We start from the raw sequence: 23,814 nt of genomic DNA on the forward strand, positions 1-23,814 counted from the left end.
TCGTGTGGTGAAGATCGCACTGGTCCCGTTCGGCTCGCGCGGTGACATCCAGCCGTTCCTGGCGCTCGGTACCGCGCTGCGCCGCCGCGGGCACAAGGTCGACCTGGTCACCAGCGGGGACTTCCAGAAACTCGCCGACGACGCGGATCTGAATCTGAAGGAGATCCCGACCAGCACCGGGAACTTCTTCGAGATCCCGGAAGTCATCGAGTCCCTCCGCAAGAGCCCTTCCGCGCTGCGGATGGAACGCAGGCTGCCCGGTACCAGCCCCGAGGCGTACGCGAGCCTGCTCGAACGCATCGACGCGATGTGCGCGGACGCCGACTTCACGGTCAACGCGCTGTTCACCAAGGGCATCAGTGTGGCGCGGTCGGACCGGCCGTGGTGCGCCAGCTCGTGGTGGCCGATCACGCCGACCGGGGCCTTCCCCGCCTTCGGAGCGCCCGAACTGCCACTCGGACCGCTCTACAACCGGCTCACCCACCTGGTCGCGGGCCAGGTCGAGTGGTGGAAGACCCGCCGCATGGTGAACGGGTTCCGGGCCAAGCGGGGCCTGCCCACGATCGGCGCGCGGTCCCCGTACCGGGAGCTGGGCCGGGACCTGCCGATGATGTACCCGTACAGCTCGAGCCTGATCCCCCGGCCCGCCGACTGGCCGGGACACTGCCACGTGACCGGCTACTGGTTCTGGGAACGCAGCTGGCAGCCGCCCGCCGAGCTCGAGGAGTTCCTGGCGAGCGAGCCGAAACCGCTGGTCGCCACGTTCGGCAGCACCTGGCCGGTGCACCGGGAGGAGCTGACAAGGGCGGCGTTGCGGGCCGCGGCGGAACGCACCGGCAGGCGGATCGTGGTCGTCGGCGGCCGGCCGGAACCGTTGCGGGACGGAGACTTCCACCTCACCGAGGCCGACTACTCGTGGCTCTTCCCCCGCGCGTCCGCGGTGATCCACAACTGTGGCTACGGGACCACGGCCGAGGTGCTGAAGGCCGGGGTGCCGCAGGTGGTCATCCCCACCTTCGCCGACCACCCGTTCTGGGCGAGCAAGGTGCGCAAGCTCGGCGTGGCCGCGAAACCCATCCGGTTCGCCTCGATGCGGGTCGAGGAGGTCGTGGCGGGCGTCGAGGAAGCGGTCGGCTCGGCGGCGATGGCCGAGCAGGCGGCCCGGATCGGCGAGCGGGTGCGGGCCGAGCGGGGCGTGGAACGAGCCTGCGACATCATCGAGGGCTGGTACGAGCGGAACCTGGTGCACGGCTAGCTCCCCTGGCCGGCGCTCAGGTCGCCTCGACCAGCGCCCGCAGCCGTGCGGCGGCTTCGGCGGGTGCCGGTTGAGCGCGGATCTCGGCGGCCAGCGCGGCGGCCGCCTTGCCGGTCGCCGGCCCGCCGAGGATCCCCGCCAGCGCGTCCCGGATCTCCGGCACGCCCGCTTCGGCACCGGAAAGCAGTACGGCGGCGCCCTGCTCGGCGAACGGGGTGGCCGCCGTGGTGTGCTCGTGCATCATCGCGAGGACCAGCTGCGGTACGCCGTAGCAGGCGGCGGTGAACAGGGTCCCGGAACCGCCGTGATGCACGATCGCGTCGCAGCTGGGCAGCAGGGCGTGCAGTGGAACCTGCTCCACCCGGACGCCTTCCGGCCGCGGGCCGATGCGTTCCGCGTCCGAGCCCCGTGCGGCCACCACGACCTCGTAGTCGCCCTCCAGCCCGGAGATCGCGTCCAGGATCGCCGGGACACCGAAGAACTCCTCGCCGAGGGTGGCGGTGGAGGCGAGACCCCAGGTGACGCAGATGCGTGGTCGCTTCCTCGGTTCCAGCAGCCAGCCAGGGACGAGGCCGGTGCCGTTGTACGGGGTGTACCGGACCGGGAGCGGGTTGGCCATGCCGGGGACCTGCAGGCTCGGCGGGCAGGGGTCCACAGTGCACACCGCGAGATCGTCGCGCGGGGTGGCCCGGTGCCGTTCGAACAGTTCCAGCAGCCGCGGTGGCCACGGCAGCGCCCGCCACGGCACCTCCCGGTGCGGATCGTCCTCGTCGAACCCGGAACCGGGGAGGCGGAACTGCCGCGGCGAGTCGACGCCCCACAGGTGCCGCACCGGCACGGTGCCGGTCACCTCGGCGGCAAGTGGGCCCGCGTAGGCCAGCGGGTCGGAAATGATCAGGTCGGGGCGCCAGCCTTCGGCGAAGGTGACCAGGTCGTCGGCCATCGCCCAGGCGATCTTCGCGTAGTTGTCCAGCGGCCCGGAGACCAGCGCACCGGCGAGCCCCTCCTCGGGCATGCGTTCCAGCTCGAGCCATTTTTCCTTGCGCGGTGCGGTGATCAGTTCCGGCTGGGTGTTGACCGTGACGGCCGGGATGCCGGACCGGTCGACGACCTCGGCGATGTCCGCTCCGGTCGCGACCCGCACCTCCGCCCCGGCGAGCCGCAGCGCCCAGGCGAGGCCCACGGTCGGGAAGTAGTGGGTAGGGAAGGGCAAGGGTACGAAAAGGACACGCACGGGTATTTCCTCACGGGCGATGATTTCGGAGATTTCGGGCAGGCACAAGGAGGGTTGTTCGGAACGACCCGGCGACCGCGGGCCGCCAGGCCCGTGGTCACCGCGGCGCGCAGCGCCACCGATGGGGTGGCGGGGGCGACGGGCGGGAGGTCGTTGGGGGCCAACGCATTGGTGACGCACGCGACGGACCCGCACAACCCGACATTTGACAAGAAACGCGGTTTTTCTCGGTCACCGGCCGGGTTTTCGGTACAGTGCCGGGTATGTCTCACGACCATGCCCCGCTGCTCGCGTTCGTCTTCGCCGGCCAGGGCGCCCAGTGGTTCGGGATGGGCAGGCAACTGCTGCGCACGGAGCCCGCCTTCGACGCGGCGATGCGCGAGTGCGACCAGGCCATGCGGCGGCATGTCGACTTCTCCGTGCTGGAACAGCTGATGCTGGACGAACCCGAGTCGCGGCTGCGGGAGATCGACGTGCTGCAACCGACCATGGTGTCGCTGCAGATCGCGCTGGCGGCGCTGTGGCGCGACTGGGGCGTGCGACCGGATGCCGTGGTCGGGCACAGCATGGGCGAGATCGCCGCGGCCCACGTCGCGGGCGCGCTGAGCCTGGCGGACGCGGCGACGATCGCCTGCCGCCGCAGCGCGCTGCTGCGCCGGATCAGCGGCGAGGGTGCGCTCGCGGTCACCGAGCTGTCCGAGTCGGAGGCCGGGGAGCTGGCCGCGGCCGGCGGCGGCCGGGTCAGCGTCGCGGGATGCAACAGCCCGAGCTCGACGGTGCTGGCTGGTGACCTGGCCGCGCTGGAGGACATCGTGCGCACGCTCGAGGAGCGGGACGTGTTCTGCAAGGTCATCCGCAACACGGTGGCCTCGCACAGCCACTATGTGGACAAGCTGCGGGACGACCTGCACGAGGCACTGGCCGGGCTGCGACCGGGCCGGGCCGAGGTCGCGATGTACTCCACGGCGACCCTGGACCTGCTGTCCGGCCCGGAGCTGACCGCGTCCTACTGGATGCGGAACCTGCGCAGGCCGGTGCAGTTCGCGCGGGCGGTCGGCGTGCTGGCCGAGCGCGGGCACGGGACCTTCCTGGAGATCAGCCCGCATCCGGTGCTGCTGACCGCGGTCCGCCAGTGCCTGACCCACGACGGCCGCACCGGGGAGACCCTCGCCTCCGGCCGCAGGGACGGGGAGCGGGAGAGCCTGGCGCAGTCCAGGGCCAGGCTGATCGAGCTGGGCCACGCGCGCCCCGCCCCCCGACCCCGGGCGGAACCGCGGCTGACGCCCTACCAGGCGGCGCTGTACGACGCGGTGTTCGCCCGGCGGTGACCCCGCGGGCCGCGGGGTCACCGCGATACGGCAGACGCTCATTCGTGCTCGGCCAGCACCCGGTGCGGGTCGCTCGACTCGTGCCAGCCGAGGAACGGCGGGCAGGTGGTGTAGCCGAGCAGGCGGCGCACCTCCTCCGGGTACTCCCGGACCGTGTCCCTCGGGATGGCGAGGTACTGGTTCTCCTCCTGCCGCAGGTTGCCCGCCAGTAGTGAGATCGTCAGCCCGGTACGCGGGCTGCCGGTCACGTTGCGGCCACCGCCGTGGTAGGTGCCGCCGACCCAGACGAGTGCCGAGCCCGCGGCCATCTCGGTGGGTACGGCCTCATCCCGGCGGGGCGGGCGCTCGTCGTCCCAGAGGTGGCTGCCCGGGACCACCATCGTGCCGCCGTTGTCCGCGGTGAACTCGCTCATCGCCAGCATCACCTGCACGCGCCGGATCGGGGCGGGGTAGCTGATCAGGTGCGAGCTGTCGTCGCGGTGCAGCACCTGCTCCCCCTCCTCCGGCCAGATCTGGATCAGCTGGGTGGCGCTGACCTGCACGTTGGGGGCGAGGCTTGCCTGCTCCCCGCCGAACCAGACGCGGACCGGACGCTCGATCAGGCTGCGGGCGGCACCGAGGAACAGTGGCTGGGTCAGCACATCGGCGACCCGGGGGGAACGGGCGAACAGCGAGGAGACTCGCTTGGTCTTGTGCCCGGAGAACACGTTGTCGCCGTAGTCGCCGTGCTCGAGGCTGGGCCGCAGGTCGGTCCACAGCGCGGCCAGCGTCTCCTCGTCGACGAAGTTCTCCACGATGGCGCCGCCGTCGCGTTCCAGTGCCGCGCACAGGTCGTCGATCGCGGCATCACCGGCGAGCCGGGCCAGAACTGCCGAAGTCATCTCACTCCTCGCTCTCGGTGTGGTTTCCCCAGGTGACGGGAAGTTCGTGCACGCCGTAAATGATCGAATCCGTGCGCATGCGCACCTGGTCCGGATCGCCCGCGGGCCGCAGGTCCGGGAACCGGCGCAGCAGCGCGGTGAGCGCCACGCGCAGCTCGGCACGGGCGAGTTGCTGGCCGACGCACTGGTGTACCCCGTGCCCGAAGGCCACGTGGCTGGAAGCGGACCTGGTGATGTCCAGAGTGTCCGGATCCTCGAACACCTCGGGGTCACGGTTGGCCGCGGACAGTGAGAGGGACACCGCGTCCCCCGCGGCGAGCCGGTGCCCGTCCAGCTCGGTGTCCTCCAGCGCGGCCCTGATCGATCCGATGTGCACGATGGTGAGGTAGCGCAGCAGCTCCTCGACCGCGCCGGGGACCAGCTCCGGATCGGCCACCAGCGCGGCCAGTTGCTCGGGATGCCGGAAGAGCGCGTGCACGCTGAGCGCGAGCTGGTTATTGCTGGTGTCGTGCCCGGCCACGAGCAGCAGGCTGCCGATGGTGATCAGCTCCTGGTCGGTGAGGTCGCCCTCGGTCACCAGCTGGCTGATCAGGTCCTCGGCCGGGTCCGCACGCTTCGCGGCGACCAGTTCCAGCAGGAACTCGCGGATGCCCTGCCAGCCCGCGATGGCGTCCTCCGCGCTGGAGTGCACCCCGAACAGTGCCTTGGTGGCGGCGAGGAAGCGGTCCTGGTCCCGCGCGGGAACACCGAGCAGTTCGGAGATCACCAGCGCGGAAACCGGCTCGGCGAAGGCCTGTACCAGGTCCACCGGGCCGCCCACCCGCTCCATGGCGTCCAGGTGCTCGGCGACGATCTGCTCGATCCGCGGTTCGAGCTGGCGCATCCGGCGCATGGTGAACCAGCCGGCGATCAGCTTGCGGTACCTGGTGTGCTCCGGCGGGTCCATCGCGGTGAACATGCCGGGGGAAACCTCGGTGGGCTGGGCGGCCATCGCCAGCGGGATCGGCGCGCGCAGCAGGTCGGCCCGGGAGCCGAACTCCCGGCCGCCGAGTACCGCCTTGACCCCGGCGTGGCTGGTGACCAGCCAGCCGAGGTGACCGTCCGGAAAGGCCATCCGGCTGATCGGCTCCTCGGCGCGGAGCTTGCCCAGCTCCTCGGGCGGGTCGAGCGGGCAGCGCCGGGCGGTGGGCAGCCCGTCCTGGCTCGGAACGGTCTCGGTCATCGGGTCTCCTCGAGGTACACGGGCAGTTTCTCCATCGGGAGCAGGTAGCGCGGGGCCACCTCCTCGGCCGGTGCGGCGCGACGCAGCCCGGGGTGGCGCCGCAGCAGCAGGTTGATCGCGATCTCCGCTTCGTTCAGGGCGAGCGCCGCGCCGAGGCAGTAGTGCGGGCCGTGCCCGAACCCGAGGTGCGGGTTGTCCGGCCGAGCGAGGTCGAGTTCGCCGGGCTCGGTGAACTGCTCGGGGTCGCGGTTGGCCGCGGCCAGCACGATCTGCACGGCCTCACCCTGCGCCACGGTGATCTCGCCGAGCCGCACCGGTTCGGTGGCGAAGCGGCGGAAGGTGTGCTTGACCGGGGCGGTGTAGCGGACGAGTTCGGCCACGGCGCGGGCGGTGCGGTCGGGTTCGGCGCGCAGCAGCTCCGCCTGCTCGGGGTGGTCCAGCAGGGTGTGCACGCCGAGGCAGATCAGGTTGCGCACGGTGTCGTGGCCCGCCTGCACCAGCACCATGGCCATGGCGACCAGCTCGTCGTCGGTGAGCCGGTCCCCGTCGGCCTCGTGCACGCCGACCAGTTCGGAGATCAGGTCGTCCTCCGGGTGCGCCCGGCGTGCCTCGATCAGCTCACGGGTCACCGCGGCCATCCCGCGCACGGCGGGGGCGAGCTGTTCGGGGTCCGGCCGCAGCGCGGCCGCCAGGGTCTCGCTCCACTGGCGCCACTGCTCGCGGTAGCGCTCGTCCACCCCGAGCAGCTCGCAGATGACCGCGATCGCCAGCGGGTGCGCGAGCTCGGCGATCAGGTCGACCTCGCCACCCGGGTCCATCTTGTCCAGCAGCTCGGTGGCGATCCGCTCGATGCCGGAGCGCAGGGAGCGGACCCGCCGCGCGGAAAGGGCACCGGTGACCAGCCTGCGCACCCTGGCGTGGTCGGGCCCGTCCATGGTGAGCACGGTGGAGTCGAACATCTCCACGATGTCCTCCGGGATGCCCCTGGCCAGCATGCTCTGCACGTGCAGGTCCCCGGGTGGTTTGCTGGCGAAGCGCGGATCGGACAGCACGGCCTTGACGTCCGCGTACCGGGTCACCACCCAGATCGGCATGCCGTCGGCGAACCGGCCCCGGCAGATCGGGCGGGGGGCGGACAGCCAGCGCTCGCCCGCGGCCGGGTCGGTGATGAACGCCGGGTCGGAGAGGTCGAACTCGGTCTCCGGCTGCGCCTCCAGCTCGCTGTGCGGGCAGCCGACGGTCGCGGTGGTGCCGTCCGTGCTTTCGGTGGGAGCCATAGTGTTTCGCTTTCCTTGAGTCTGTGCCTCATTCAACGGGCCTGGCGGCCCGCGGTCGCTGGGTCGTTCCGAACAACCCTCCTTGTCGGAGCCGGCGCCGTGCTAGGGCCTGCGCCGGCCGGCGTGCACGATCTCGGCGGCGCCTGCCATGATCCAGCCGGCGAGTTCCTCGGCGTGCCTGCCGCGCCAGGACTCGAACCCGCTGCCGCGCAGCCACTGGTTGCACGCGCCAAGCGCCGGGCCGCAGGCGATCTGCACATCCGTCTCCCTCCCGGCGGGACCCTCGCAGGCCAGCCGCAGCGCCTCCGCGCAGTAGGCGCGGAACACCAGCGCCATCCGGCGTTTCGGGTCCGGCCGCTCGCCATCCCCCGTTCCCGCCCGCGCCCGCCGCTCCAGCTCGTCGAAGGTGCACCGGAAGTACCGTTGCTCCACCCGCGCCCGCACCTCGGGGTCGATGTCCAGCCAGTCGTCGTGGTTGCGCCACAGGTCGTACAGCTTGCTCGCCCGCGCGTGGAACAGCGTGCCCTTCTTCAGCACCCTGGCCTTTCCGCCCAGCTCGAACAGGTCGCCGAACGGCGCCAGGGTGGTGTCGTGCACGTCGACGTCCTGCAGCAGGTCCTTGACCTCCGCGCTGAGCGCGCTCTCCGCGGTGCACAGGTTCACCGATCCGGTCAGTACGAACTCGGCGCCGAGCACGAAGGCCGCGGCCGCCGCCTCGGGGGTGCCGATCCCGCCGCCCGCGCCGACCCGGACCGCGGGCAGTTCCGGGCGTTCCTTCGCGAGGTCGTCCCGCAGCCGCAGCACCGAGGGCAGCAGCGCGGGCAGTACGCCCATATCGGTGTAGCCGCCGGAGTCGCCGACCGCGCAGACGTCGTCGGCCATCGGCAGCCGGGCGGCGGCCTCGGCCTCCTGGGCGGTGATCCGGCCCTGCTCGCGGAGCCGCCGCACGAGCTCCGGCGGTGGTGGTTCGAGGAACAGCCTGGCCACGTCCGGGCGGGTCACCTTGGCGAGCACCTTGTTCCCCGCGACCGCGAGGCCGCCCGGGCGGACCCCGGCTCCACGCAGCCGGTAGCGCACCAGCGCGGGGGTGAGTTGCACGTAGGTGGACACCTCGACCCGGCGGATGTCGTTGTCCAGCAGCAGGTCCACGATCCGTTCCTCGGTGGCGGAGCCGAACGGGTCGTAGGTGAGGTTCACGCCGAAGGGGTCGACGCCGCCCAGCCGCTCGCGCAGCTCGCGCAGGCCCGTGGCGAGCTCGTCCGGGGTGAGCCCGCTGCTGCCGTAGTAGGCGAGTACGCCGGCCCCGGCCATCCTGGCCACCAGGTCCACGCCGGACACCTGCCGGTACATCCCGCCAGCCACGTAGGCGTACCGGACGCCGTGGTCGGCGCGGAAGTCGGCGGAACCGAGCGAGTCGGGGCCCGCCGGGGTGACCGGGGCCCGCGCAGGCCGAACCGGTTGCGGGGCGGCCGGTTCGGGTACCGGCTCGGGTTCGGCGGGTAGCGGGTCCGCCTCGGAACGGATCTTGGCGACCAGCTTGGTGAGCACGGTGCCCGGGCCGATCTCCCGCAGGTCGAACTCGCCGTGGCTCATCAGGTAGCGGATGCTGTCCACCCAGCGCACCGGGCTCACGATCTGCCGCCGCAGGTTCTCCGCGACGGAGTCCGCCGTGTACGGCCGGGCGTCCACATTGGAGATGACCGGGATCTTCGGTGTGGCGAAGGTGAACTGGTCGAGGAACCGGCCGAACTCCTCGGCGGCCTCGGTCATGTACCTGCTGTGGAAGGGCGCGCTCACGTTCAGCGGCGCGCAGCGACCCTCGCGTTCGGTGAACACCGCGGCGGCCCTGGTGATGTCCTCTTTCGGGCCGGCGATCACGGTCTGCGTCGGGGTGTTGATGTTGGCGACGTCCAGCGTGTCCAGGCCGTGTTCGGCCAGCAGCTCGCGGACCCGCTCGGCGTCGAAGCCGGAGACGGCGGCCATCGTGCCCCCGCTCGCGCGGCTCATCAGCTCGCCCCGCCTGTGCACGAGCCGCAACCCGGTCTCGAAGTCGAAGGCGCCGGCCGCGAACAGGGCGACGTACTCGCCGAGGCTGTGCCCGAGCACGTAGTCCGGTAGCCGCTGCCCCTCCCGCAGCCATGCCAGGTAGCTCAGCGCGCTCACCACGTACAGCGCGGGCTGGGTGTACTCGGTCTGCTTCAGGTTGCGCTCCGGGTCCTCCACGCACAGCTCGCGGATGGAGTACCCGAGGATCTCGTCGGCGCGGGCGGTGAGCTCGTCGAAGGTGTCGAACAGCTCCTTGCCCATGCCCTTGGTCTGCGAGCCCTGCCCGGGGAACGCGCAGGCGCGCATGGTGGCCTGGTTCATGGGTCGCTCCTTTTCCGTGCGGGCCGGTTCGGTGCGGGCCGGGCGCTGCTCGAGCACGGCGTCCAGCAGCGTGCCGCCCGCGGCGAAAGGGGACAGCAGCGGGAAGGTCTTCGACCGCGCGCCGGCGGGCAGCAGCAGCCGCACCAGGTTGGCCATCGAGCCGGAGGGGCCGAGGTCGAGCAGCAGGTACCGGTCCCGCTCGAGCAGCCGGTTCAGCGCGGCCCGCAGGTCGAACGGGTCGCGCAGCACCCGCCACAGGTGATCGACGGTCATCTCCTCGACGACCTCGCCGGTGGTGCCGGACAGCAGCGGCAGCCGGGCGGGCCGCAGGGCGACCGAGCCGGCAAGCTCCCGGAACCGGTCCTCGATCGGTTCGATGTGCGTGGAGTGGAAGGCGAACGGCACCGGCAGGCGCTGGTACAGGATTCCCTGGGTGGAAAGGTGGTCGGCGATGTGATCCAGCTCGTCCTCGCGACCGGCGAGCACGATGTTGGACTCCGAGTTGATCGCGGCGAGCTGGCTGTGCTCGCGCACCAGCCGGTCGTTCTCCAGCAGTTCCGGGCCGGTCAGCACGGCCAGCATCCCGCCGCGCGGGCAGTGCCGTTCGAACAGATCGACCTGGCGCAGCAGCATGGCGAGGCAGTCGGCGGGTTCGGCCATCCCGGCCTCCACCGCCGCGGCGACCTCGCCGAGGCTGGTGCCGAGCACCACATCAGGCCGGAAGCCGCGCTCACGCAGCATGCGGGCCAGCGCGTACTCGAACATGAACACGCCGGGCTGGCTGAACCGGAACTCCTCGAAGGGCTCCTCGATGCCCCGCCGCTCGCTGTAGACGTGTTCCAGCACGGAGTCGCCGCGCCGCTCCCGGACGACCGAGTCGAGGTCGTCCAGTACCGCGCGGAAGGTGCGGTCGTTGTCGTACAGCCAGCGGCCCATGTGGTGGTACTGCGAACCCTGGCCGGCGAACAGGAAGGCGGTGTCCAGCCCCATCATTGACCTGTCCGGAGTAGACAGTCCAGGACCTTGTGGCCGGTGGCGATCCGGTCGACGCCAGCCACCTCGAACCCGGCGGCGTCCAGCGCCTCGCGCATCCGCTGCTCGTCGAGTCCGAGCATGCCCTCGTCGCAGGCGATCATCTGGAACATCGCCCGCCAGCCGTCGATGTCCTGCTCGATCAGGGGTTCCAGGACCAGCAGCCGCGGTGGCGCGGCGCCTGCCGGCCGGTCCTCGGCGGTGCGCCGCATCGCGTCGGCCACCGTGCGGAGGATGCGCACGCAGTTGTCGAAGGTCCAGTCGTGCAGGACGTTCTTCAGCAGGTAGCGGTCGCCGCCCGCGGGCACCTCGGCGAAGAAGTCGCAGGGCTGGAAGCTGATCCTGGTGGCGATCTCCGCCGCGCCGGGCACCGCGGGCGGGATGGTGCTGCCGAGCTCGGCCTTGCCGCGTTCGCACACGCTGGCCCGGTCGGCGACCACACCCCTGGCCTCGGGGTTGGACAGCAGGATGCCGGGCAGCAGCCCACCGCTGCCGCCACCGACGTCCACCACGGTGCCGGCGCCGGTGAAGTCGTGCTGCCGGGCGAGTTCCATGCCGACCGGCCGGGCGAGGTCCACCATGCCCTTGTCGAAGAGGTCGGCGGTCTCCGGGTGGTGCTCCAGGTAGTCGTACAGCGGTTCGCCGAACAGTTTCCGGAACCCGGACTTTCCGGTCCGCACGGTGTACTCCAGCTCGCCGAAGGCGTCGTCGTACAGCTCGGCGGCCAGTATCGCGAAGTGCCGCTGGGAGAGCGGGTGGTCGGCACGCAGCTCGGCGAAGGACTCGCCGAGCCGGAACCGGTCCTCCTCGTCGCGCTGCACCACCCCGGGCACGGTCAGCATCTGCAGCAGCCGCAGCATGACGTCCGGGTCGGTCTCGGTGCGCGCGGCCACCTCGGTGTGGGTGAGCGCGCCGTCGCCGAGGACGTCCGCGATCCGCAGCCGCGCCGCCACCGCGAGCGCCCGGGAAAACCACCCGCTGATCGCGAGCTTGGCAATCTCCATGGTCAGTTCCCTTCCAGTGCGTGTGCGTCGGTGCGGGTTGTGCGCAATCCAGACGACGGGGGCCACCCGGAGCGTGCGGAGGGTGGCTCGTGGCGGCTGGATACGACGTGAGGCGGCGGACGGTAACCGCGCCTACCGCTGTGCATAACCCTCTTTTGCGTCAGACTCGGTGTGCGCGGCGATGCACGCGGCGAGCGCCCGCGGGGTGGGGTGCTCGAAGATGTCGGTGAGCTTGAGCCGGACCCCGATGCCCTGCTCGATCTCCTGGGCGAGCTTGGCGCCGAGCAGGGAGTGCCCGCCCTCGGCGAAGAAGTGGCTGGTCTCGTCCAGGTCGGTGCGTTCGAGCAGGGTGCGCCACAGGCCGAGCAGCCGGGTGACCAGCTCCCCGGAGGCCTGCTCCGGTTCCGCGCCGGTGGCCTCGCCGCCGAGCTCGCCTTCGGCCCTGCGGGCCAGCTCCCGGTAGTCGACCTTGCCGCTGCCGGTCTTCGGGAAGTCCTCGACGGGGATGAACCGGTGCGGCACCACCGAGCGGGGCAGCATGGTGTGCGCGTGGTCCCACAGCGTGCCCAGGACGTCCTGGCCGCCGGAAAGGCAGACGAAGGCGACCAGCACCCCGTCCACGCCGGGGTCGCCGACCACGACCACGGCCGCGGCACCGACCCCCGGGTGGGTCAGCAGCACGCCCTCGACCTCGCCGAGTTCGATCCGGTTGCCGCGCAGCTTCACCTGCCGGTCCATCCGGCCCAGCAGGTCCAGCCGGCCGTCCGGCCGCCAGCGGGCCACGTCGCCGGACCGGTAGAACCGGCCGTGGGTCTCGTGCTCGCCGAAGCGTTCCGCGGTCAGCTCGGCCCGGTCGTGGTAGCCGGGGCCGACTCCGGTCCCGGCGACGCAGAGTTCGCCGCGCAGCCCGATCGGGAGTTCCCTGCCGTCCGGGCCGGCGATGAACACCGTGGTGTTCGCCACCGGGGTGCCCACGTCCACCCGGCCGCGTACCCCGGCGGGGATCCGGCCCGCGGTGGCCCAGATCGTGCTCTCGGTGGGGCCGTAGACGTTCCACACCGTGGCCCCGGCTTCCACCATGTCGCGGGCGAGTTCGGCCGGGATGGGCTCGCCGCCGGTGAGCACGGTCCGTCCCGGCAACAGGTCGGCGATCTCCCCGGCGACCAGCCGCCAGGTGGTCGGGGTGGCCTGCACGAAGCCGATCTCCTCGTCCCGCAGCAACTCGGCCATGGCGGTGCCCTCGGAGCGGGCCTCGTCCGGCGCCACCACCACCTGCCCGCCGCGGACCAGCGGTATCAGCAGCTCGATGGCCGAGATGTCGAAGCTGACCGTGCTCAGCCAGGCGGTCGCCGAGGCACCGCCGGTGCCGCCGAAGCGCTCGGCGTAGTCGGCGATGACGTTGGCCAGGCTGCGGTGCCGGATCGGGATGCCCTTGGGCAGGCCGGTGGATCCGGAGGTGTACATCAGGTACGCGGTGCCCTCCGGTTCGGCGGCCGCGGCCAGCGCGACGGCCTGGTCGAGGTCCACCGGTTCGGCGGTGTCCACCGTGACCAGTGGCAGTACCTTCCGCCCGCCGGGCACCGCGGTGTCTCCCCCGGCGATCACGGTGCCGGCGCGGGAGTCGTCGAGCTGGTAGGTGATGCGTTGCAGCGGGTGCTGCGGATCCAGCGGCAGGTAGCCCGCCCCGGCCAGCCAGGAGCCGAGCACGGCGGCCGCCAGCTCCGGGCCCCGCCGGGCCAGCAGGGCGACGGTGTCACCGGCGCCGATGCCGGACTCGGTGAGCAGGTCCCTTGTCGCGACCGCGGCGGCCCAGAGCTGCCGGTAGCTCACCGCCCGCTCGCCGTCCCGCACGGCCACGGCGTCCGGCACCTCGCGCACCCGCTCGGCCACGGCCCGCGGCACGGTCTCGTAGGGCAGCGGCCGGTCGTTGGCGTTGGCGGCCGTGATCACCTCGCGGTCCCGCGCGCACCAGGCGGGGAGCTCGGCCACCGGCCGGTCCGGTTCCGCCTCGACGGCGATGAGCAGGGCCTCGTAGCGCTGCAGCATCAGCTCGACATCCGCGCGGTCCAGCACCCCGGTGTAGAACACCCCGCGCACCTGCAGCGACCGCGCGCTGGAGGTGACGAAGAACTCGAGGTCGAACTGGCTGGACCCGTTCTCGACGACCAGCAGCTCGGCGGGCTCCCCGGCGAGGGTGAAGTCCTTCTGGGTCTCGTCGTAGGGCACGTAGTTGAACGCGTGCCGGAACAGCACGTTGCGCCAGGAGGAGTCCTCCCGTTCCACCACCTCGAGCAGCTCGTCGGCGGGGAAGTCCAGGTGCGCCATGGCTTCGAGGAAGGTGCGGCGGGTGCGCCCCGCGAGTTGGCGGAAACCCTCCTCGCGCTCCACCCGCACGCGCAGGGTGACCATGTTGCTGTGGTACCCGACGGCCTGCGCGGCCTCCTTGGAGCGCGCGCTCACCGGGGAGCCGACGGTGAGGTCCGGGCCCGCGCCGTGGTTGGCAAGCAGCAGGTAGTAGGCGGCGAGCAGCACCACCGACTCGGGGGCGCGGACCTGCCGCTGCAGCCGCTTCACCGCCTCCCGTGCCTGCTCGGAAAGGGTGTGCGTGACCTCGTCCCCGGCCAGCGTGGTCTCGCCGGGTTCCGGGTGCTCGCACCACAGCTCCAGCTCGGTGGAGCGGAACCCGCGCAGCTGCTCGCGCCAGAAGCGGGCGCTGTCCGCGCTGGGTTCCGGTTCCGTCCACACCGGAACCTCCGCCTCCTCCGGCGGGGGCGAGCCGGCGGCCAGCGCGTCGTAGCAGGAGACGAACGCGTCCCGAAGCAGGGTGGTGGACTGCACGTCGGAGATCGAGTGGTGGATGGCGACGCAGCAGATGTCGCCCTCGCCGCCGGTGAGGTGCAGCACCCGCAGCAGCGGGCCGCCGTCGGCGCGGAAGGGCCGGGCGACGAAGGTGGTGAGCCGGTCCTCGATGCCGGTCGCGGGCCGCTCGTGCCGCTCCACCGGCACGGAGATCTCCTCCGGGGTCAGGTAGCGCTTGCTGAGTTCGCCCTCGGTGTCGGTGAACACGGTGCGCAGCACCGGGTAGCGGCGCAGCAGGTGGCGGAGGGTGCCCTCCAGCGCGCCCGCGTCCAGCCGGCCGCGCACCCGGAACGCGAGCGAGAGGTTGTTCACCCCGCTGTCCGGGACGAACCGGTCCAGCAGCCAGAGGCTGGCTTCCTTGCGGGTCGCGGGGTGTGCCGTGGCCGTGGTCATGGTCATCAGCGGGCCTCCAGGAGTTTCGCGACGGCGTCCGCGGTGCCGCCGGTGCGCAGCAGGTCGCGGTGCTCCACCTCGAACCGGATCTCCTCGGCGACGAACCCGTCCCCGGCCCGCCCTTCGGCACGCAGCCGGTTCAGCCCGCTGCCCTGGCTGGCCGAGGTGATCGTGGTGGCGTTGGCCCAGGCGGGGGTGGGGTCGAGCCGGGCGGCGACGCCGAGGTAGGCCATGAAGGAGCCGACCAGGTCGGTCAGCTCGGCGGCGAACCCGCCGTCGAGGCCGGCCCGCTCGAAGGCCTTCGCGGCGATCGGGCGGAACATGGTGAACAGCTCGGCGGCGAAGCCCGCCGGGTTCGCCGCGGCCTCGGCGAGGCGCTGTGCCTCCCGTTCCAGGGTGCTCAGTTCCTCGGCGTCCAGTACCGCGGTCATGTTGCCGATCACCCGGCCGAACTGGAGGTGCACGGTGGGCACGTCGACCAGTTCCGGGTCGAACAGCACGATCCGCGGCGGCGGGTCCTGGTGGGCGGCGACGCGTTCGGCGACCGCGCCGGCGAACACCGAGCCCGCGCAGTAGCCGAGCACGGCCCGCACGGTGCGCCCGGTTCGCCGGATCTCCTCCACCCAGGGCGCGAGGTACTCCTCGACGTCCGTGGTGGCGTCCGGGGCGACGGTGGGTGGCACCGTCTGCCAGAGCGGGCAGTCCAGGCCGAGCCCCGGAACGAGCTCGGCGAACCCGCCCTCGTTCCGCCCGGTCACCGGGAAGTCCGCGGCCAGCACGAGATCCGGCCCCTCCGCCTCGTGCACGGCCTGCCAGCTACGTGGGTTGCCCATGACTTTCACTCCGTGTCCTTGTCGAATTCGGCCTGTCCAGGTTTGCGTGTGCGTCGCGTCGTGCTCGATCCGCACCGACTGCTCGCACGGGCCTTGCGGCCCGCGGTCGCCGGGTCGGTCCTGAGCAGGCCTCCGGTACTCATGGCGTTCCGTCGGTTGTCGGCACCCCGAGCTCGGCGGCGAGGTGCGCGGCGAGCGCGCCGGGCGTGGGGCACTCGTAGAGCAGGTCCGCCGCCAGGTCGAGGCCGGTGAGCTCGGCGAGGTGGTTGCGCAGTTCCAGCGCGGCCACCGAGGACATGCCGAGGTCCATCAGGTCGGCCTCGGTGTCGACCTCCGCGGCGGACTCGTGCCCGAGCACCGCGGCGACCAGGTTGCACACGCCCTGCTCGACCCGCGCCGCCCGCTCGCTCTCGGGCAGCCGGTCCAGCTGCTCGCGCAGGTTCCCTTCCTCCCCGGCCGCCGCGGCGTCCACAGTGGCGTCCACAGTGGAGTCCTCGGCGGGTGGTGGGGTGATCCGGCGTGCCCAGACCCCGGTGGGGCGCACCACGATCTCGTAGTCCTCCCCCGGCGGCGGGGCGAGCAGCCACTCGCCGGTCTCGTGGTCGGCGGCCGGTTCCGGCGCCGCGGGTGGCTCCCGCCGGGCCTCGGGCCAGTACCGCTGCCGCTGGAACGGGTAGGTGGGCAGCCCGACCCGGCGCACGTCCCGCCCGGCGAACACCCCGGACCAGTCCACCGCGTGCCCGCGCACGTACAGCCGGGCCAGCGCGTCGGTCACCGCGTGGTGCGCGGGGAGGTCGGCGCGCAGCCCCTCGGTGCCGGGCCGGGGGGACCCGAGCACCAGCACGGTGCTCGCTCCCCGCTCCCGCGCCGCGTCCGGGCCGGTCACCAGGGCGACGCGTGGTTCCCGCGAGTCCGCGCCGGCACCGGCGGCGCTGGCGGCCGCCTCCGGCAGGGACAGCGCATCCGCGGCATACGCGGCGGCCGGGTCGGCGGGTTCCTCCGCGGCGATCAGGTCCGGGGCGAGGCCCCAGGATTCGAGCAGCCGCAGCAGCGCCACCCGTACCGCGAAGGCCGCGGCGGCGCCCGCGGTGTCCCCGGCGAGTATCCGCGCGCGCACCGGCCGGTCGAGGTGACGGTCCAGCTCGGCGCAGACCGCGTCCATGGTGTCGGCGAAGGCCGGGTACTCGGCATGCAGCTGTGCCCCGAGGCCGCCCGGCAGGTCCTCCCCGGCGGGCAGCAGCACCGCGAGCCTGCCACCCGAGGCCGACCCGGTGGCCGGCGCGGGCGCGTCCTGCCCGCGGGCGAGCCCGGCCAGCCCGGCCAGCCCGGTCAGCAGCTCCTCCCGGTCGCGGGCGACCAGCGCGGCCCGGTGCTTGAGCTCGGCGCGGGTGGTGGCCAGCGAGTAGCCGAGGTCGCCCAGCCGCGCCCCGGGGTCCGCGGACACCGCCGCGTGCAGCCGCCGCGCCTGCTCGCGCAGGGCCTCCGGGGTGCGGGCGGCCAGCGGCACCGGGACGGCCGCGGGCTCGGTCCCTGCCGGCGGCCGCGGTTCGGCGGGGGCCTGCTCCAGGATGGTGTGCGCGTTGGTGCCGCTGATCCCGAAGGAGGACACCGCGGCGCGGCGGGGCCGCCCCGTCTCCGGCCACGGCCGTGGCTCGGTGAGCAGCTCGATCCGGCCGGTGTCCCATTCCACGTGCGGGGAGGGTGCGTCCACGTGCAGGGTGCGCGGCAGCGTCCCGTGCCGCATCGCCAGCACCATCTTGAGCACCCCGGCGACCCCGGCGGCGGCCTGGGTGTGCCCGAGGTTCGACTTGACGGAGCCGAGCTGCAGCGCGCCCTCGGCACGCTGCCCGTAGGTGGCCAGCAGGGCTTCCGCCTCGATCGGGTCGCCGAGCTCGGTGCCGGTGCCGTGTGCCTCCACCGCGTCGACCTCGCCGGGCTCCATCCCGGCGTCGGCGAGGGCCTGGCGGATCACCCGCTGCTGCGCCGGGCCGTTCGGCGCGGTGAGCCCGTTGGAGGCACCGTCGGAGTTGATCGCGCTGCCGCGCACCAGCGCCAGCACCGGGTGCCCGTTGCGGCGTGCCTCGGAAAGCCGTTCCAGCAGCAGCAACCCGACGCCCTCGGCCATGGCCGTGCCGTCCGCGGCGCCGGCGAAGGGCTTGCACCGGCCGTCCCCGGCGAGCCCGCGCTGCTTGCTGAAGTCCACGAACACGGCGGGGGTGCTGAGCACCGTGACCCCGCCGGCAAGCGCCATCGAGCACTCCCCCGCGCGCAGGGCGCGCACCGCGAGGTGCAACCCGACCAGTGAAGAGGAGCAGGCGGTGTCCACGGTCAGCGCCGGTCCCTCCAGCCCGAAGGCGTAGGCGAGCCTGCCGGAGATCACGCTGGCCGAGTTGCCGGTGCCGACGAAGGCCTCGGCCTCGGCCGGCACGTCCCGCAGCCGCTGGCTGTAGTCGTTGGACATCACCCCGACGAAGGTCCCGGTCCGGCTGCCGCGGGTGGCCGAGGGCGCGATGCCGGCCCGTTCGAACACCTCCCAGGTGGCCTCCAGCAGCAGGCGCTGCTGCGGGTCCATCGCCACGGCCTCGCGCGGGGAGATGCCGAACAGGGCGGGGTCGAACTCGGCCACCCCGTCGACGAAACCGCCGGACCGCACGTAACTGGTGCCGGGGTGGTCCGGGTCGGGGTGGTACAGCCGGTCGAGGTCCCAGCCGCGGTCGTCGGGGAACTCGGCGATGGCGTCCCGGCCGGAGTCCAGCAGCCGCCACAGTGCCTCCGGCGTGTCGGCCGCGCCGGGGTAGCGGCAGCTCATCGCCACGATGGCGATCGGGTCCTCGGCGGTGGACCGGGTGCCCGCAGGCGGCGCCGGCCGCTCGGCCGTGGCGCCGGAAAGCCTGCCGTCCAGGTGCCCGGCCAGCGCGGTGGCGTTCGGGTGGTCGAAGGCGAGGGTCGCGGGCAACCGGATGCCGGTGGCTGCGGCGAGCCGGTTGCGCAGCTCCACCGCGCTCAGCGAGCCGAACCCGAGGTCGCGGAACGCCCTTTCCCGCGGCACATCCTCCGGGCCCGGCAGGCCGAGCACCACCGCCACCTGGGTGCGTACCAGTTCCAGCAGGATGTGCCCGCGCTCGCCCGCGGACTTCCCTGCCAGCCGTTGCGCCAGCTCGGAGCCACCGGAACCGGCGGTGGCGGTGACGGACCGGCGCGCGGCCGCGGGGACCAGGCCACGCAGCACGGGCGGGACGGCGCCGGATCGGCGCAGCGCGCCGAGGTCCAACCGCAGCGGGGCGAGCAGTGGTTCCGCGCCCGCGCCCGCCGCGTCGAACAGCTCCAATCCATCCGATGTGGACAGTGCGGCGAAGCCGGAGCGCGCCATCCTGGCCCGGTCGGCGGCGGCCAGCTCGCCGGTGAGGCCGCTGTCCTGCTCCCACAGGCCCCAGGCGAGGGAGACCGCGGGCAGCCCGTGCTGCCCGCGGTGCGCGGCGAGGGCGTCCAGCGCCGCGTTGGCCGCGGCGTAGTTGGCCTGGCCGAGCCCGCCGAGCACGCCGGTGGCCGAGGAGAACAGCACGAACGCCGACAGCGGCAGGTCCGCGGTCAGCTCGTGCAGGTTCCACGCGGCGTCCACCTTGGGCCGCAGCACCGTGTCCAGCCGGTCGGCGGTGAGCGCCTCGACCACCCCGTCGTCCAGTGCCCCTGCCGCGTGCACCACGCCGGTCAGCGGGTGCTCGGCCGGGACGCCGGCCAGCAGGGCGCGCAGCGCGTCGGGGTCGGCCGCGTCGCAGGCGGCGAGGGTGACCCCGGCGCCGAGCTCGGTCAGCTCGGCCTCCAGCTCGGCCGCGCCGGGGGCCTGCGGGCCGCGGCGGCTGGTCAGCAGCAGGTTCCGCACGCCGTGCGCGGTCACCAGGTGCCGGGCGAGCAGGCCGCCGAGGGTGCCGGTGGCCCCGGTGATCAGCACGGTGCCGCCTTCGTCCCAGCGGGCGGGTTCGGCAGGGTCGGCGCGCGCCAGGCTCGGCACCCGGACCGTGCCCCCGTGCAGGGCGAGCTGCGCCTCCCCGGTGGCCAGCGCCGCGGGCAGCGCGCCGGGCTCCCCGGTGACATCGGCCAGCACGAACCGGTCCGGATGCTCGGCCTGCGCCGAGCGCAGCAGCCCCCAGGCCGCGGCGCCCGCCGGGTCGGCGATCCCGGCGCCGGTGTCCACGGCGCCGCTGGTGAGCAGCACCAGCCGGGCGTCGGCGAACCGCTGCGCTGTGGGTTCGGCCTGGGATTCGGCCAGCCAGTCCCGCACCAGTTCCAGTGCCCGGTGCGCGGCCGCCCGGGTGGCGGCGGCGCCGGGCTGCTCCGGCGCGGGCAGGCTCACCAGCACGGTGTCCGGGGTGCCGGTGACCGAGGCGAGGTCGGGGTGCCGGTCCAGCCGGATCCCGGCCGCCTCCGCGGCCCCGGCCAGGTTCAGCGGGTCCGGGCCGAGCAGTGCCCAGTGCCCGCCCCGCGCGGTCTCCGGTGCGGGCAGCTCGGGCCAGTCCAGCCGGTAGAGGGTGCCCGCCGGTCCGGTGGCAACCGCGGTGGCCGCTCCGGGATCGAATGGCCGCACGGCCAGCGATTCCACCAGGGCGACCGGTTCGCCGCCGGTGTCGGTGAGCTCGACCCGGACGGTGTTCGGCCCGGCGGCGGTCAGCCGCGCCCGCAGCGCGGTGGCGCCCACGGCGTGCAGCCGCAGCCCGCCGAAGGCGAACGGCAGCCACGCACCCCCGACCTCGACCTCGGCCTCGGCCTCGCCACCGTGCAGGGTGCCGAGACCGAGCGGGTGCAGCGCGGCGTCCAGCAACGCGGGGTGCAGGCCGAAACCCGCGGGATCGGTGTCCCCGGTCAGCTCCACCTCGGCGAACAGCTCACCCTCGCCCCGCCAGAGCCTGCGCAGGCCGCGGAAGGCCGGCCCGTAGTGCAGGCCGGCGCCGGCCATCCGGTCGTACACCTCGGCGACCTCGACCGGGGTGGCACCGGCCGGTGGCCACTGCTCGAGACGCGCCGGGGCCGCGGGGCCGCCCGCGGCGAGCAGGCCGGTGGCGTGCCTGCTCCATTCGGCGTCGCCGTCCGCGGGCCGGGAGTACACGCCCAGCTCGCGCTTGCCGTCCTCGCCAGGGGCGGCCACGCTGACCTGGAGCAGCAGCTCGGCCCGCCCGGGCAGGACGAGCGGTTCCTGCAGGGTCAGCTCGGCGAGCTGGTCGCAGCCCACCTCGTCCCCGGCGCGCAGCGCCAGCTCGGCGAAGGCCGTGCCGGGCAGCAGCACCTGGTCGCCGACCGCGTGCTCGGCCAGCCAGGGATGGGTGCGGGTGGACAGCCTGCCGGTGAGCAGCAGGCCGCCGTCGGCCGCGGTGCCGACCACGGCGCCGAGCAGCGGGTGGTCGGCGGCGGTGAGGCCGAGCGAACCGGCGGCGTCGCCGCCGGTGGCTGCGGTGGCCCAGTACCGCTCCCGCTGGAACGGGTAGGTGGGCAGGTCCACCGTGCCGGTGTCCGGGAACGCCGAGGTCCAGTCCACCGCCACCCCGTGGACGTGCAGCTCGCCCAGGGACAGCAGGAACCGCCGCGGCCCGTCCTCGTCCCTGCGCAGGGTGCCCGCGACCACCGCGTCGGCCTCGGCGGCATCGGCGGTCTCCTGCACGGCCGAGGTGAGCACCGGGTGCGGGCTCACCTCGACGAAGGTGCCGTGCCCCTGGCCCAGCAAGGCGGTCACGGCCGGCGCGAAACCGACCGTCTCCCGCAGGTTCCGGTACCAGTACTCGGCGTCCATGGTGGAGGTGTCCAGCCAGCCGAGGGGGTCGTCCCCCTCGGCCACGGTGGAGTACAGCGGGATCTCCGCCGGCCGCGGGGTGATCGGGGCGAGTACCTCCAGCAGCTCCGCGTGGATGTCGGCCACCTGCGGCGAGTGCGAGGCGTAGTCGACGTCGATGCGGCGGGCCCTGATCTCCTCGGCCTCGCATTCGGCGAGCAGCTCCTCCAGCGCCTCCGGCGCCCCGGCGACCACCACCGAGTCCGGGGCGTTCACGGCGGCCACCGACAGCCGCCCGGACCAGCGGGCGATGCGGTCGGCTACCCGCGGCGGGGACAGCGCGACCGAGGCCAGCCCGCCCCGGCCGGCCAGCGCGGACAGGGCCCTGCTGCGCAGCGCCACCACCCTGGCGGCGTCGTCGAGGGAGAGCGCACCGGCCACGCAGGCGGCGGCGATCTCGCCCTGGCTGTGCCCCAGCACCGCGTCCGGCCGCACCCCGGCCGAGGCCCACACCGCGGCCAGGGAGACCAGCACGGCGAACAGCACCGGCTGCACCACCTCGGCGGTGTCCATGGCCGGGGCGCCCGGTTCGCCGCGCAGCACCCCGGTCACCGGCCAGTCGAGGAACGGCTTCAGCGCCGCCTCGCACTCGGCCATCCGCTGCCGGAACACCGGGGAGGTCTCCAGCAGGTCCACCGCCATCCCGGCCCACTGCGAACCCTGGCCGGGGAAGACGAACACCAGCTTGCCGGGATCGGTGGCGGCGTCCCCGGCACCCTCGACGACCTCGGCCGAGGGTGTCGCCTCGGCGAGCTCGGTCAGCCCGCGCAGCGCCTCCGCCCGGTCCGCGGCCGGCACCACGGCGCGCCGCTCGAAGGCCGTCCGGGTGGTGGCCAGCGAGTACCCGGTTCCGGCGAGTGCCGGCGCGTCCTGGCCGGCCAGCAGGTCCCGTACCCGGCCGGCCTGCTCGCGCAGTGCCGTCGCGGTGCGGCCGGACAGCACCAGCGGCAGCACCCGGCCGTCGTGCTCCGGTACCGGCGGCTCCTCGGCCGCGGGTGGCTGCTCGAGGATCACATGCGCGTTGGTGCCACTCACCCCGAAGGAGGACACGGCGGCCCGGCGCGGCGCCGCGGTCTCCGGCCAGGGCCGTGACTCGGTGAGCAGCCGGACGGTGCCGCCGGACCAGTCCACATGCGGGCTGGGCTCGTCCACGTGCAGGGTGCGCGGCAGCACACCGTGGCGCATGGCGAGTACCAGTTTCATGATCCCGGCCGCCCCGGCCGCGGCCTGGCTGTGCCCGAGGTTGGACTTGATCGAGCCCAGCCACAGCGGCCGGTCCTCGGCCCTGCCCCCGCCGTAGGTGGCCAGCAGTGCCTGCGCCTCGATCGGGTCGCCGAGGGTGGTTCCGGTGCCGTGCGCCTCCACGGCGTCCACGTCGCCAGGGGTCAGGCCCGCGTCGAGCAGCGCGTCCCGGATCACCCGCTGCTGCGCGGGCCCGTTCGGCGCGGTCAGGCCGTTGCTCGCGCCGTCGGAGTTGACCGCGGAGCCACGCACCGTCGCCAGCACGGGATGCCCGTTGCGCCGGGCGTCGGACAACCGCTCCAGCACCAGCACCCCGGCACCCTCGGACCAGCCGGTGCCGTCGGCGGAGGCGGCGAAGGACTTGCACCGGCCGTCCGGTGCCAGCCCGCGCTGCCTGCTGAACTCGACGAAGGTGTCCGGCCTGGCCAGCACCGTGACCCCGCCGGCCAGCGCCAGCGAGCACTCGCCGGTGCGCAGCGCGTGCGCGGCGAGGTGCACGGTGACCAGGGAGGAGGAGCAGGCGGTGTCCACGGTGAGCGCGGGCCCCTCCAGGCCGAGGGCGTAGGCGACCCGGCCGGAGGTGACGCTGCCCGCTCCGGAGGAGCCGGGGTAGTCGTGGTACATCAGCCCGCAGAACACCCCGGTGCGGCTGCCGCCGAGCGAGCCGGGGGCGATCCGGGCGCGTTCCAGCGCCTCCCACGAGGTCTCCAGGAACAGCCGCTGCTGCGGGTCGGTGCCCAGCGCCTCCCGTGGGGACATGGCGAAGAACGCGGCGTCGAACCCCGCCGGGTCGGCGAGGAACCCGCCGTGCCGGGTGTAGGAGGTTCCGGGGTGGTCCGGGTCGGGGTGGTAGAGCCGGTCGAGGTCCCAGCCGCGGTCGTCGGGGAACTCGGTGATGGCGTCGCGGCCCGCGTCGAGCAGGTCCCACAGTTGTTCGGGGGTGGCGACCTCACCCGGGTAGCGGCAGCCCATGCCGACGATCACGATCGGGTCGGCGTCCTCGCGGGCCCGCAACCGCTGCCGCGTCTCGTACAGCTCGGCGGTGACCCGGCGCAGGTACTCGCGCAGC

At 73.6% G+C, this 23,814-nt stretch carries 10 protein-coding genes and 1 pseudogene; 2 read left to right on the forward strand and 9 right to left on the reverse strand.

What is annotated here, in order from left to right:
• Positions 1–7: 7 nt before the first annotated feature.
• Positions 8–1,255 (forward strand): glycosyltransferase, encoded by a 1,248-nt coding sequence (locus FB471_RS14645; RefSeq protein ID WP_170220812.1) that lies wholly within the window; start codon positions 8–10, stop codon positions 1,253–1,255.
• 16 nt (positions 1,256–1,271) lie between these two features.
• Here the strand turns inward: FB471_RS14645 and FB471_RS14650 are convergent, their stop codons facing one another.
• Positions 1,272–2,489: a nucleotide disphospho-sugar-binding domain-containing protein gene (locus FB471_RS14650; RefSeq protein WP_141998740.1), complete on the reverse strand. Its 1,218-nt coding sequence runs from the start codon at positions 2,487–2,489 to the stop codon at positions 1,272–1,274.
• A gap of 263 nt (positions 2,490–2,752) precedes the next feature.
• Here FB471_RS14650 and FB471_RS14655 point away from each other — a divergent pair, with 263 nt between their 5' ends.
• The gene (locus tag FB471_RS14655) at positions 2,753–3,817 is read left to right on the forward strand and encodes an acyltransferase domain-containing protein (protein ID WP_141998742.1); all 1,065 of its coding nucleotides are present in this window, start codon (positions 2,753–2,755) and stop codon (positions 3,815–3,817) included.
• A gap of 38 nt (positions 3,818–3,855) precedes the next feature.
• Here the strand turns inward: FB471_RS14655 and FB471_RS14660 are convergent, their stop codons facing one another.
• From FB471_RS14660 to FB471_RS14695, 8 genes and pseudogenes are all read right to left on the reverse strand, one after another.
• Entirely contained in the window at positions 3,856–4,698 is an 843-nt protein-coding gene (locus FB471_RS14660; RefSeq protein WP_141998744.1) for a phytanoyl-CoA dioxygenase family protein, read from the reverse strand.
• 1 nt (position 4,699) lies between these two features.
• Positions 4,700–5,920 (reverse strand): cytochrome P450, encoded by a 1,221-nt coding sequence (locus FB471_RS14665; protein WP_141998746.1) that lies wholly within the window; start codon positions 5,918–5,920, stop codon positions 4,700–4,702.
• Entirely contained in the window at positions 5,917–7,197 is a 1,281-nt protein-coding gene (locus FB471_RS14670; protein WP_141998748.1) for a cytochrome P450 family protein, read from the reverse strand. The genes FB471_RS14665 and FB471_RS14670 overlap by 4 nt, the downstream gene beginning before the upstream one ends.
• 102 nt (positions 7,198–7,299) lie before the next feature.
• Positions 7,300–10,557, reverse strand: coding sequence for an ACP S-malonyltransferase (fabD, locus tag FB471_RS14675; RefSeq protein ID WP_211358034.1), 3,258 nt, complete (start codon positions 10,555–10,557; stop codon positions 7,300–7,302).
• A complete protein-coding gene (locus tag FB471_RS14680; protein WP_141998750.1) occupies positions 10,554–11,600 on the reverse strand; it encodes a methyltransferase in 1,047 nt (348 codons plus the stop codon). Before FB471_RS14680 ends, fabD begins: the two co-directional genes overlap by 4 nt.
• A 132-nt stretch (positions 11,601–11,732) precedes the next feature.
• The gene (locus tag FB471_RS14685) at positions 11,733–14,858 is read right to left on the reverse strand and encodes a non-ribosomal peptide synthetase (protein WP_141998752.1); all 3,126 of its coding nucleotides are present in this window, start codon (positions 14,856–14,858) and stop codon (positions 11,733–11,735) included.
• A complete protein-coding gene (locus tag FB471_RS14690; RefSeq protein ID WP_141998754.1) occupies positions 14,858–15,685 on the reverse strand; it encodes a hypothetical protein in 828 nt (275 codons plus the stop codon). The genes FB471_RS14685 and FB471_RS14690 overlap by 1 nt, the downstream gene beginning before the upstream one ends.
• A gap of 139 nt (positions 15,686–15,824) precedes the next feature.
• Positions 15,825–23,810, reverse strand: a pseudogene (locus tag FB471_RS14695) (type I polyketide synthase); the annotation flags it as partial.
• Positions 23,811–23,814 lie beyond the last annotated feature (4 nt).

This window comes from Amycolatopsis cihanbeyliensis (genome assembly GCF_006715045.1).
Classification (GTDB): Bacteria; Actinomycetota; Actinomycetes; order Mycobacteriales; family Pseudonocardiaceae; genus Amycolatopsis; species Amycolatopsis cihanbeyliensis.